At 39.1% G+C, this 13198-nt stretch carries 11 protein-coding genes; 2 read left to right on the top strand and 9 right to left on the bottom strand.

What is annotated here, in order from left to right; genetic code table 11:
- Positions 1-66 precede the first annotated feature (66 nt).
- The 4 genes from AC07YC_RS15010 to AC07YC_RS14995 all read right to left on the bottom strand — a co-directional run bounded on the left by AC07YC_RS15010 (position 67) and on the right by AC07YC_RS14995 (position 6237).
- A complete protein-coding gene (locus tag AC07YC_RS15010; RefSeq protein ID WP_494919798.1) occupies positions 67-423 on the bottom strand; it encodes an arsenate reductase family protein in 357 nt (118 codons plus the stop codon).
- Positions 424-605: 182 nt separating this feature from the next.
- The gene (locus tag AC07YC_RS15005; protein WP_494919797.1) at positions 606-2390 is read right to left on the bottom strand and encodes an acyl-CoA dehydrogenase FadE; all 1785 of its coding nucleotides are present in this window, start codon (positions 2388-2390) and stop codon (positions 606-608) included.
- A gap of 241 nt (positions 2391-2631) precedes the next feature.
- On the bottom strand, positions 2632-3804 hold the full coding sequence (locus tag AC07YC_RS15000) for an acetyl-CoA C-acetyltransferase (protein WP_494919796.1): 1173 nt from the start codon (positions 3802-3804) through the stop codon (positions 2632-2634).
- 48 nt (positions 3805-3852) lie between these two features.
- Complete coding sequence (locus AC07YC_RS14995; RefSeq protein WP_494919795.1) at positions 3853-6237, bottom strand: 3-hydroxyacyl-CoA dehydrogenase/enoyl-CoA hydratase family protein; 2385 nt, start codon at positions 6235-6237, stop codon at positions 3853-3855.
- Positions 6238-6585: 348 nt separating this feature from the next.
- On the opposite strand from AC07YC_RS14995, the gene AC07YC_RS14990 reads away from it, so the two are divergent.
- Together AC07YC_RS14990 and AC07YC_RS14985 are read left to right on the top strand one after the other, a co-directional pair.
- Positions 6586-6930, top strand: coding sequence for a thioredoxin family protein (locus tag AC07YC_RS14990; protein WP_083244814.1), 345 nt, complete (start codon positions 6586-6588; stop codon positions 6928-6930).
- Positions 6931-6989: 59 nt separating this feature from the next.
- Entirely contained in the window at positions 6990-7493 is a 504-nt protein-coding gene (locus AC07YC_RS14985) for a C39 family peptidase (RefSeq protein ID WP_494919794.1), read from the top strand.
- A 90-nt stretch (positions 7494-7583) separates the two neighbouring features.
- Here AC07YC_RS14985 and AC07YC_RS14980 read toward each other — a convergent pair whose 3' ends face one another.
- The 5 genes from AC07YC_RS14980 to AC07YC_RS14960 form a co-directional block, all read right to left on the bottom strand.
- The gene (locus AC07YC_RS14980; RefSeq protein WP_249660844.1) at positions 7584-8471 is read right to left on the bottom strand and encodes a 5'-3' exonuclease; all 888 of its coding nucleotides are present in this window, start codon (positions 8469-8471) and stop codon (positions 7584-7586) included.
- Positions 8472-8582: 111 nt separating this feature from the next.
- Complete coding sequence (locus AC07YC_RS14975) at positions 8583-9575, bottom strand: agmatinase family protein (protein WP_494919793.1); 993 nt, start codon at positions 9573-9575, stop codon at positions 8583-8585.
- A 224-nt stretch (positions 9576-9799) separates the two neighbouring features.
- A complete protein-coding gene (locus AC07YC_RS14970) occupies positions 9800-10792 on the bottom strand; it encodes a polysaccharide deacetylase family protein (protein WP_036145557.1) in 993 nt (330 codons plus the stop codon).
- 4 nt (positions 10793-10796) lie between these two features.
- Positions 10797-11543, bottom strand: coding sequence for a GNAT family N-acetyltransferase (locus AC07YC_RS14965; RefSeq protein ID WP_494919792.1), 747 nt, complete (start codon positions 11541-11543; stop codon positions 10797-10799).
- The gene (locus AC07YC_RS14960) at positions 11524-13197 is read right to left on the bottom strand and encodes a GNAT family N-acetyltransferase (protein WP_494919791.1); all 1674 of its coding nucleotides are present in this window, start codon (positions 13195-13197) and stop codon (positions 11524-11526) included. The genes AC07YC_RS14965 and AC07YC_RS14960 overlap by 20 nt, the downstream gene beginning before the upstream one ends.
- Position 13198: the final 1 nt, after the last annotated feature.

The raw sequence follows: 13198 nt of genomic DNA, 5'->3' as shown, positions 1-13198 counted from the left end.
ATAATTATGTAATATATTCACTTTCAGTGTGCCATACTTCTCCTATAAAAACAAGGATAAAAACGGTTATAACCAAGCTTGCTCAAAATCGGATTCTTTAAACCCTAAAGTTACTTTTTTGCCATCTGTTACGATGGGACGTTTTATTAACATTCCATCCGTAGCAAGTAGCTCAAGCTGTTCTTCCTCAGTCATATCAGCTAGCTTGTCCTTCAAACCAAGGTCACGATACTTCATGCCAGAAGTATTAAAAAACTTCTTCAAAGGTAGTCCACTTGCTTGCCATAAAGCTGTTATTTCATCCTTTGTTGGTGGCTGCTCTACGATATGTACCTCTTCATAGGAAACGTCATGATCATTTAACCACTTTTGTGCTTTTTTACATGCTGTACATTTTGGATAATGGAAAAATTGAATCGTCATAAAAATGCTCCTCTGCTGTCTTTTTCTGTAGTATACCATCTTAATCATTTAGAATGGTGGAACTTCGCTCATTTTCGTAAGTCTATCCATCGGTTTTGTATTTTTATCCGTTCCTTTCATAAATTTATCTGGAATAAAAAAACTAGCTACCCATTTACGGATAGCTAGCGTTTTTTATACGATTAAACGATATATTTTTCTGCTTCTATTAATTTCACAGATGCTTCACGTTTCTTTGTAATTAGGTTGTATGGATTATTACGTGTTAATTTACGTAATGCAGATAAAGTCATACGAGCTGCATCCCCATCTGCGGTAGCAAGAATTGTATCTTTTGCTTCTTTTTCGATTTCAGCAAATGCTTCTTGGCAGAAAATTTGAGTATATAGCAATTTTTGATGTGCTTTTTCAACGCCATCACGAGCAATCGCTTTTTCTGTACGTAATACAGCTGATTCCATTGCAAATAATTGATTAGCGATATTGGCAATATTCACTAAAACTTCTTGCTCTTGATCCAACTTCGCACCAAAGCGTTGTGCTGCTAAGCCTGCCGCTAATACAGCAATCTTCTTGGCATTTTTTACTAAGTATTTTTCCTGAGCTAGTGGCTCTGTACCGATATCCTCCGGCATTAGCATCAGAAGCTCTTGCTGTAGATTTTGCGCAACTTGTAATAATGGCAGCTCACCTTTTAGTGCCTTTTTCATAAATGTACCTGGTACAATCATGCGATTAATTTCATTTGTCCCTTCAAAAATTCGATTAATACGAGAATCACGATAAATACGCTCTACCTCATATTCAGCCATGAAGCCATAGCCGCCATGTAACTGTACCGCTTCATCTGCAATATAATCTAATGTTTCCGATCCAAATACTTTAGCAATTGAGCATTCAATCGCATACTCAGCGATAGCACCTGCAATCACTTTTCCTTCCTTCTGCTCCTCTGGACTTAGCTGGCTTAAACGATCTTCAAATAGACCAACAGTACGATAGTTTAAGGACTCTGATGCATACAATTGAGAAGCCATCGTTGATAATTTTTCTTTTGTAAGGTTGAAGTCAGAAAGCTTTGTTTTAAATTGCTGACGTTGGTTGGTATATTGTACTGCTAACTCAAATGCACGTTTCGATCCACCAATTGTTCCAACCCCAAGTTTATAGCGACCGATATTTAAAATATTGAAGGCAATGACATGCCCACGACCAATTTCACCTAATAAATTTTCTACTGGCACTTCTGCATCTTCTAACACTAGTGTACGAGTAGATGAAGATTTAATCCCCATTTTCTTCTCTTCAGGACCCACAGAAACACCTTTGAATGCACGTTCCACGATAAAGGCAGTGAACTTGTCGCCATCAATTTTAGCGTAAACAACAAACACATCTGCAAAGCCCGCATTTGTAATCCATTGCTTTTCACCATTTAAAATATAATGTGTGCCTGCATCGTTTAGTTTCGCAGTTGTCTTTGCCCCTAAAGCATCTGAGCCTGATCCCGGCTCTGTTAATGCATAAGCAGCAATTAATTCACCTGAAGCAAGCTTCGGTAAATATTTTTTCTTTTGATCTTCGTCACCGAATAGCACGATTGGTAATGAGCCAATTCCAACATGTGCACCATGAGTGATGGAGAAACCACCTGCTACAGACATTTTTTCTGCAATTAATGCTGATGAAACTTTATCTAAGCCTAGTCCTTCGTATTCTTCTGGAACATCTGCACCTAGCAAGCCTAATTCACCAGCACTTTTAAGGAGACGTACTGAATGCTCAAATTCGTGGTGCTCTAAATTTTCAACTACAGGTAGAACTTCATTTGCTACATATTCTTCTGTTGTTTTGGCAATCATTTTATGCTCATCAGTGAAATCTTCTGGTGTAAACACACGATCTAATTCCACATCTTCTATTAAAAATCCGCCGCCTTTAATGAAATCCGTTGTTTTTTCAGTCATATAAATTCCTCCCAATATATCTATTTTGATAGTCTAATCCTCTATTGAATGACGCCTCTTCAAATCTGTGATATTTGCTAGAGGCTTAATCTTTTTTCAGCATCTTCTCTAGTCATATTAAAGAAGGTTTCTGATGCTACAAACCTTTTGCTGAGTGAAGACAAACATATATAGAAAAGCTTGACATGTACATGCTCGGAGGCAACCGGAAACCGTACACCTCAAGCTGATCTAATGAAAATTATAGAATTTCAAATACTCCAGCAGCCCCCATGCCGCCACCAATGCACATAGTTACTACCCCATATTTCTTGCCTTGACGCTTTAATTCATGAATAAGTTTTAGCGTTAAAATAGCACCTGTTGCACCAAGTGGATGTCCTAATGCGATAGCTCCACCATTCACATTGACCTTTTCTTGGTCAATGCCTAAATGACGAACAACCTGTAAGGATTGGGATGCAAATGCCTCATTGATTTCCCATAAATCAATAGCATCTACTGATAAACCTGCAATTTCTAACGCTTTCGGTACCGCCACAATGGGGCCAATTCCCATTACTTCAGGTGGTACACCACCTACTGCAAAGCCTAGGAATTTTGCCATTGGTGTTAAACCTTGCTTGACAGCCTCTTCGCGATCCATTACCAATACTGCTGCTGCACCATCGGAAGTTTGAGAAGCGTTCCCTGCCGTCACACTCCCTTTCACATGGAAGGCTGGACGAAGCTTCGCTAAGCCTTCAACCGATGTACCAGGACGTACACCTTCATCCATATTGAAAGTGAATTTTTTCACCTGTGGCTTATTGTTTTCGTCAACATAATGTTGTTCCACTTCTATAGGTACAATCTCATCATTAAATTTACCTTCTTTGATCGCCTTTTCAGCAAGTTCATGTGAACGAACTGCAAAAGCATCTTGATCTTCTCGACTTACATTGTACTGTCGAGCTACCTCCTCAGCTGTGTGCCCCATCCCCATATAATATTGTGGAGCTGTTTCTGCTAAAGTTGGATTTAAGCGGGGTGTGTTCCCCACCATTGGCACCATACTCATTGACTCGACACCACCGGCAAGAATAGCCTTTGAATGTCCTAGCATAATTCGTTCTGCTGCATAGGCAATCGCCTGTAGACCTGAAGAACAAAATCTATTAATGGTTAGAGCCGGAGTTGTATCTGGTAATCCGGCAAGTGCACCGATACTACGAGCTACATTCATTCCTTGTTCTGCTTCTGGCATAGCACAGCCTAAAATTAAATCATCTATCGGTCCCTCATAGCCTGCTCTTTTTAATGTTTCTTTGACAACGGCAGCACCAAAGTCATCTGGTCTTACTGTTGCTAAAGAACCTTTTTTTGCTTTTCCAATTGGAGTTCGTGCTCCTGCTACAATAACGGCTTCACGCATCGTATAATCCCCCTTTGTTTCATGTGCAAGTTTTGTCTATTTCGTCCATTAGTTACGAAGTGGTTTCCCTTTTAGCAACATATGTTGCATTCTTTGCTGTGAAAGTGGATCTGCAACAAGGCTAAGGAATGCCTCACGCTCTAAGTTTAATAGATACTGTTCATCGACTAATGTGCCATATGGAACCTTACCACCCGCAATAACATATGCTAGCTTTTTAGCAATTTTCAAATCATGCTTACTGATAAAGCCTGACTCATACATACCTTGCGCACCAATGAGTAATGTACCGTAGCCTGATGCACCCACCACAGGAACTTTTGTTGGTACAGGTGGTTGATAGCCTGCTTCGTAAAGCGCTATAGCTGCTTGCTTCGCATCATATAATTGATGATCTTGGTTAACTGAAATCCCATCTACGAAGTTTAAGAAGTTATTTTCACGTGCTTCCTCACCAGATGTTGAAACCTTCGCCATCGCAACTGTTTCAAATACTTTATTTGCAATATGTTGATAGTCTATCTCAACACCATTTGGTAGACCCTTTAGGAATTTTTGATAAAGCGCTTTATTACCTCCGCCGCCCGGAATTAACCCAACGCCTACTTCCACTAAGCCCATATATGTTTCCATCGTTGCCTGGATATGTGCAGCAGGTAAGCAAACCTCTGCGCCGCCACCTAATGTCATCGCAAACGGTGCCGCCACAACTGGCTTCCGTGAATATTTAATTTTTTGCATCGCATCTTGGAATGCCTTAATGACAAAATCTAGTTCAAAGATATTATCATCCTGTGCTTCTACTAAAATCATTCCTAGATTTGCTCCAACACAGAAGTTTTTCCCCTGGTTTCCAATAACTAAGCCCTTATAATTAGCTTCTACCTCGTCGATTGCAAAATTTATCATTTGAATAATATCTAAACCAATAGCATTCGACTGCGAATGGAATTCTAATAATGCAACTCCATCACCCAAGTCTATTAAACTAGCACCTGTATTAGATTTAATTACACCATGTTTTTTCTTATAGCGTTTTAAATCAATTTCCTTTTCATTAACAGGCACTTTGACATACTCCGAACCATTATAGTAAGCCAAGTCACCATCTATATCTGAATAGAAAGTTTCAAATCCATTTGCTAACATCTCTTTTACAAAGGCAGGTACTTCTCGACCTTCTGCCTCCATTTTTGCTACAGCTTCTTTCACGCCAATAGCATCCCAAATTTCAAATGGTCCTTGTTGCCAGCCGAAGCCCCATTTCATCGCATTATCAATAGCGACAATATCATCTGCAATTTCACCGTATAGCTGAGCAGAATAAATTAATGTAGGAGCAAAAATTCCCCATAATAATTCACCTGTACGATCTTTTGCATATGTTAAAGCCTTCACTTTATTAGCCAATCCACGAGTTTGTTTCGCCATTTCAATGGAAGGTGTCTTTAATTTTTTCGCTGGACTATAGGCTAAAGTCGTTGGGTCAATTTCATGAATCTCTTTTCCTTGCTTTATGAAGAAGCCTTGGCCTGATTTGGCACCGAGCCAACCGTTCGTAACCATTTTTTGCAAAAATTCTGGGACAGCAAATACCTGTTGCTCCTCACCTGTTGTTTGATCGTAGACATTTTTAGCTACATGAATAAATGTATCTAATCCAACAACATCGAGCGTACGGAACGTTGCCGATTTAGGACGGCCAATAAGCGGACCTGTCACGGAATCTACTTCCCCAACTGAGTAGCCACCTTTTAGCATTTCCTGTAACGTGATGAGTAACCCATAAGTGCCGATGCGGTTAGCAATAAAGTTAGGTGTATCCTTTGCAAGCACAACGCCCTTACCAAGCACATCTTCACCAAATGTTTTCATGAAGCTTACTACTTCTGGTGCAGTTGTATCAGCTGGAATCACCTCTAATAGTTTTAAATAGCGAGGCGGGTTGAAAAAGTGTGTGCCAAGAAAATGCTTTTTAAAATCATCTGAACGACCTTCTGCCATCGCATTAATACTAATCCCAGAGGTGTTTGAGCTAATAATTGTTCCAGGTGTACGAACAGCATCGATTTTTTCATACAGACTTTGTTTTATAGGTAAGTTTTCTACAACAACTTCAATAATCCAATCTACATCTTTTAGTTTCCCTAAATCATCTTCAAAATTGCCGACCGTTAGTAGTGATAAATTTTTCTTAGAAGTAAGTGGTGCTGGCTTTTGCTTTAATAACTTTTGCAAAGCTCCGTTTACAAGACGATTTCTTACAGCTGGGTGCTCTAAGGAAAGACCTTTTGCCTCTTCCTCATGCGTTAGTTCCTTCGGTGCAATATCTAATAGTAATGTTGGTATACCGATATTAGCTAAATGCGCTGCAATTCCAGAGCCCATCACCCCAGAACCTAGAACAGCAGCTTTTTTAATGTTATAAGTCACAAGCAATTCCCCCTTATTCTTCCATTGAATGAATAGCCATTCATTTTTTAGTCAAAAAAATATCAAGTGTACCTTAGTGGATTTTTGTCCCTCTGCTGAATGAATATTTACTAAATTCAACAAGCACAACTAAGGTTTATCTCCATTTCAAAACATTGCTAATGAATGAAGATAAAACTACTTTTCTGTTTTTAGTGTAGATTATTTTGTCTAATTTAGCAATCTTTTTTCAAGAATTATTTTTGCAATATACATCTTTTTTTGTCGTTTACGAGCTAAATGAAGACAATAAGTAGCGATGACTATAGCCAAACAGAAAACTTTCAGGATACGCAAAAAATGTGTAGAATGGTAAGCAAGGAGAGTGAATACTTAATGAAAACAATTACTACTGCAGAACAATTTAATGAATTAATCAATGGCAACCAAAAAGTACTAGTGAAATTTTACGCTGGCTGGTGCCCAGATTGTACACGTATGAACATGTTCATCGATCCAATCATTGAAGAGTATAACCAATTTGATTGGTATGAGCTAAACCGCGATGAGCTTCCAGAAATTGCAGACAAATATGATGTAATGGGCATCCCAAGTTTATTAATTTTCCAAAACGGTGAAAAGCTTGCTCACTTACACAGTGCCAATGCAAAAACACCTCAACAGGTAACTGAATTTTTATCTGCTCAACAATAATAATAATGAGAGCTGCATTTCTTCATGAAATGCAGCTCTTTTTGAAAGGAGATACCATTATGCGTCAACAATTGGGGCTACTCGGAAAATCACAATATGATGCTTCGATTGCAGCTAACTATCGTAATTCTGCTTGTGGTCCTACTACCATACACGTTATGTTAAATTATTTGAATGGAACTGGTCCTTCGATTAATGAGCTTTATAAACTGCTTGGTAGTACCAAAATTGGTTTGTTCAAATGGCGTTTGATTCGCAATTTACGCCGATTATATCCATCATGGGATGTTCGTACTTGTTCATTAAAAGAAGCTTTACAGGAAATTGATGCAGGGCGTCCTGTCGCTATGCGCTTTGATCGTTATTTTAGTTTTCGTTGGCGAGATCAAGCCTCTACTTTCGCCTATCATTGGGTACCGCTAATTGGCTATGACATTAGAGATGATCAGCTATGGTTAATTTTTCATGATAACGGTACAGCAAATCGTGATAGCATCATTCGTCAGGCACTCTATCAACACAACGAAAAAGTATTGTCCTTTGTAAAAATGGCCCCTCGCTAGAGCAAATATCGAATCGCCTACTATTTGCTCTCTATTCTTCTCCTTACCATAAAAAAAGCAGAGCATATGACTATACTCTGCGATGATTGGTTAAATAAGCGAATACAAAGAACGGGCATGCTTGGCAATAAGCGTGTAGCCACTCTCTTCGATTTCTTTAAATATGTGCGACTCATAGTTTGGTAATACAAGGCTTGGAAGGTCTGCTTCAATAGGCACATCGGTTTGAATCGTTGCGAGTTCATGCGATAATTTCAGCATATCTATATTGTCTTGGATTTTAGTTCGTTGACCTGGCTTTAATTCACCGAGTGACGCTAGTACACTATCAATTGAGCCATATGTTTGAATTAACGTAAGTGCTTGCTTAGGACCAATACCTTTAACGCCTGGATAACCATCACTTGTATCTCCCATAAAAGCTTTCACTTGTGCAAACTGCGCGGGCTCAATACTATACTCCTCTTTAAAACGTCCATGTGTATAAATATCATATTCTGTGTAGCCCTTTTTCATAAAAGCAATCTCTGTAGAGGGTCTCAAAAGTTGAAGTAAATCTTTATCTCCACTAATCACAGTAATTTCAGCCTCGTCCTGCCATTTGGTAATCATAGAGCCAATTAAATCATCAGCCTCCATGCCCTTCACACCAAAATTCTGCCAGCCCATTTGTAGGGATAAACTTTTTGCCATATCAAATTGAGGCAACATTTCCTCCGGTGGCGCTGGGCGATTTGCTTTATAGCCATCAAATAAATCATTGCGGAATGTATGCGCCCCCATATCCCAGCAAACTGCCATATGTGTTGGCTTCATTAAAGATTGCGCAGTTAGTACATGTCGTACAAAGCCTTGTGCTCCATTCGTTGGTGTCCCATCCGCCAAGCGAATAAAGTGACCCATGGCAGCCGAAGCGAAAAATGAACGGAATAACAATGCCATACCGTCAACAATCAGTAGTTTTGGTTTTGTTGTCATTATAAATTTCCTCTCTATAACCGTACAAGTTTGTATAAATTTTTGATACCTATTGAATAGTATAGCAAACTTTCAACAATGAGCATTGTCAATACACGGCAATATGCTTACTTACAACGTCACTTTTCCTTTTTTTGAGATGCGATTGCGATGATCCAACTGAATACCTGTTAGCCATTGTAAAAATGCCGTTACACCAATTTTAACGGTTTCTGGACGCAGCGTTCCTTCCTTAGGATCTGCATAGACAAAATCAATATGGCGAACCCCTTCATTTTCACCTATAAGTTTGAGGATATCAAATAATTCATAGGCTGTTAGACCACCTGGCGTGGCAGCGGGGACATCTCGTGCAAACATAATATCAAGTGCATCTAAATCCACTGAAACATAAATTCGATCAACCTCATACATTAGCTGACGTAACATTTCACGTATTGTGAGCTGAATACCATCACGTCGCATTTGCTTTAATGTAATCATATGAATGCCCTGTTCTCTTGCATAATGAATCATTTCCGGGGAATTGAAAAAACCATGCAATCCGACATTATAAATATGTCTCCCTTCCACAACCCCTGAGGCAATCAATTGATGGATTGGAGAATCTTGAGCCAGCCCAATTTCCTCTTGGTTTCTTGCATCTAAGTGTGTGTCAATTTGAATGATGCCAATACGGTCCTGCGGAAAGGCATTTTTTATTCCTTTTAATGAACATGCGGTAATGGCATGGTCTCCTCCAATCAAGCAAGTAAAGCTTTTTTGAAAAGCTATACTTAAATTTTCTGCTGCAGCCTCGATGGCAGATTCAGAAAGCATTCTATCTTGTTCATGAATCGCCACATCGCCAATATCAACAACTGATAGTGCACGTAAATTTATTTGCTCATCTAAATTATATGATTGGAAGCTAGGCCATACTTTACGAAACGCAGTTGGATATTGCGCTTTTGCAGATGCTTCTCCTGCATACGATAACAGAGCTCCATACACAACTATATCCACATCATTTGGGTTTGGATTTGTTTGCTGCTTAATCCATTGATGCATGGCCGATCCATTCTCTTGCTTCCATTGGCATTCCGGTTCTATAAACATATACATCTACCACCTTTATATCTTTTCTATTGAAGTTAAATTAACCTATATTTTTTCACATGTCCCTCAAATGTCCTACCCAATCTTCTCTCTATCTAATAGTACCATTCGTACATTCATCTTCGTCATTGTTTTTCACTTTTCCTCTTTTCTTTTAACTTTTCTATGGGAAACACAAAAAAGCAAACTAGAAATCAGTTTGCTTCAAATTTCACTATGAGTTGGAGATGCTACTTTTGTTGTTTGAAGTGATTTTCACAAAGTTCGGCTACCTCGTACATGGAATAGCTTTGAAAATTGTATTGACTACGTAATTCTTGAAAATAAAGTAATAGCTCCTCTAGCATGGCTAAATTTTTAGCTGTATTCTTCCCAAAATTATGAGGATGCCACCATAAATGATAAAAAGCTTGGGCCTTTGCAGCCTCGAGCATACTTTCCTTTATGCGTTTTACCTTTGAGCCCTCGAATACGTGAAATGGACGAAAATAGGGTCTTAAAAAAGCACTTGAACGAATATTAATCAGTTGCTCGCCCCGCATTTCCTCCAAGGTTGCCATATGATGGCCAGTAAGATTGATATAGCTATCAAGCCATTTTTTAGCTCCCAAAAGTCTACCTTTTTTCGTAAACTTTTGAGCATCATACAATGGATGATTTTCAGTTCCTCTGTAACAAACATAGCCCGCTTCTACACATGCTTTAAAATAGTCCTTATTCACTTGATTTCTTGGAAAAACCATGGACTTCATTGGCGAAATATAGCCCTCGCTTATGGTCTTTGTCGCGTCTAAATCTGCATAAAAGGCAGCTTCTGTTTGACCTTTTTCCAAGCAATAATAATGAGAAAAGGTATGGCTGCCTATTTCCTGATGTGGTGTACGTTTAATCTCCTCTATTAAAGATTTACCAAAATGTAAGAGGTCCTCTTGTTCGTTTTCGCCTACTTTAGCTAGCTGGCTATGTGCTGCATAGCGCATATTGTCATACTTAACAGGGATACCTCGTAAATAATGAGCCATTTCAGCTTTTGATTCTGCAAACAGGAGTCCGACTGTCGCCCATGTTGCATGAATGTCATATTGCTCAAATAACGCAAGTATGCTGGGCAAGGCTTTCCGTACACCATATAGGTTTTTATTATATTGTCCATATCGAAATACATCATGGACGCCCCACTTCAGCTCAAAATCTAATGAAATAACGAGACCCCCACCATTCATGTTGCTACTTCCTCCATTTTTGCACGCCTAGTAGCAGTGCGCGTATTTTTGATTGGGTAATGTAGCCTGAGTAAACATTGACAACCTGTCCACCAAAGCTTAGTTTGAAGGCACGTACATTCCGATTATCGGTTAATTCACCCATATCATATAAAACAAAACCTTGCTCCTTAAAATGAAGAAGATTATGCCAGATTAAAAAACGATTGGCATAGCGGTGTGGTCTCTTTAAATGTGGAGATATAGCTGATGCCGCACAAGTTGCTTCATAATAAGACATTGCTTTATTCTCATGTACAATATCCAGTCGATAGCATAATGTTTGTCCACAAATACTTTGAATTTCAGATAATAATAATGCTCCCTGTTTGTTGAGAAGCATGATCGTATCCATTTGAGATTTACCCATACCCTCAAGCTTTTTTCTTTTAGCAAAATGATTATAAAATTGCTGAAAAGCTCGTAAGTTTTCGACGGACGGTTCTTTATATAAAATAACTTGATAATATTCTTTATGTGCGCGTCGTAATATTTTACGGTTTCCTTCAGAAAGTGCTAAGTACAATGACAGCTCATGCCCTTGAAGATCGATATGAATCGTTTCACTTTTAACAAGCTTTCGACTTGGGACAAGAGAATTTGTATAGCCTATTACTTTCATGGATTTTCGAACATTGGCTGGCTTTTCTAGAAAATAAAAATGCTGCATCGCAATATTCCACCGCTTACTTTTAATGGACAGAATGAACATCGCCCCCACTCTCCGTATTTTTTTGTACATGTTGTCGCTCAAAACGAGCTACTTTATAATGTTTCATTCGAGTAATAGGTTTATAGCCTAGCTGTGCTAAGCGCTTCCGTTTTCGCCATTGCCAAAAGCTTGCCGTTACCCACAGTGTTTGTCCAGGTTTGATTTTTCTGAAATAGGCCGTGATAATATCGATTTGCTTGAACATATCATAGTCTAAAAAATAAGTTTGCTTCGGTAATGCTTCTACTATTTGCAGTGAATCGACACGCCAATTTGTAGCGTGTAACGCGAATGCTGGTTTATTTGTTTCCGCAAAGGAATCCTTATAAACGGTGTATCCTTTATAATAGAGAGCAATGACTTCTTCCTGATCAAGCTGCATCGCTTCCTGAATAGTCATTTCCTCAAATAAGTTGCCCACAGGTTGCTGTGGTGACACATCCTCTGCTGGAGATAATTCATAGAGCTCCACTTGCTTCAAACGAATAAACCTATCTACGAATTGTTGTCCATATTCTAGCCAATCTTTAAGCTTTCCATACTTTACTAAATAGCGGAATCGTCCAAGTTTGTTTCGTTTCCAATCTACAAATCGCTGATTATTTTTCACATATTCCTTAAGCCGCTCCTTTAGTAGCCATGAACCTGTCACTAGCCTCGCACGTCTCGTACCGCTACTGGCAAGCATTCGTCTAGTAAAATCGATATTCGTACGCCAATCAAATTTGTAAGGCTCATAGCCAATACTCATATCAAATAGGCGATAATTAGCCGCGAATGTTCGCTGAATAGATTCCTGATTGACGATACGTCCCGGACCAAATACATTAAATGTCGGTTCGTGAGCAAGCGCATAGGTTACATAGCGTCCACGACAATAAATTCCATATGTGAAGGCAATCCACTGATTTTCAAAGACAAGTGCATCGACCTCCACTTGTAGCGCCTCCCCATGAAGCATTGTTAAGCGCTCAAAAAAGTCTCTTTTCTTCCCTTTTGTAAAGTCACTCGTATCCAGTTTCTTTGCCCATCGTCGATCAAATAATCGAAACATTTGCCATAGCTCGTCCTGTGTAGGAACTCTCCTTGTTAATGTGCCTAGCTTCCGTAGCTTTCTTTCCCGCCGATCGACACCATGCATTTTTCGACGTTGCTGGAAATGCTGAGGAAATTCTACCTCAGAAAAAGCGAGATATGGAGTGACCACACGGAACATACTTGTTCGTAACTGCCTTTCCACGAAATATTGTTCGATGACTTTAGTAGACTCTTTACTTTCCAATAAGCCATGCAGTGAAAAAATGACGTGCCGATGTTTTTTTAGAAGCTCATCGAACACAAAGGTCGTTGTGTCCATTAACCATTCTTTTTTGGCAACAACCCCTGTATAATTGGCAATACCTTCACCCGCGAAGGTATACACCCTAATCCCCCATCGATTAGTCACCGTAAAGGGAAAAAAAGCCAAAATGATTCCTTCATGTTCCACAGCGAAGAGCTCTACTCGTTCTTTACGCCCTACTATTTGCCACCAATTATAAAACCAAGCAAATTCAATAAATGGATTATCATTGTCCTCTTCCTCTAAAATGCCATCCCAAATTTCCTTGTACCACATGAGCTCATCATCTGTTCTAATACGTATTAATTGCAAT

It is taken from the genome of Lysinibacillus sp. GW247-5R2A, from assembly GCF_059424475.1.
The sequence above is the reverse complement of the archived record's forward strand: the minus strand, read 5'-3'. Positions and strand labels throughout refer to the sequence as shown.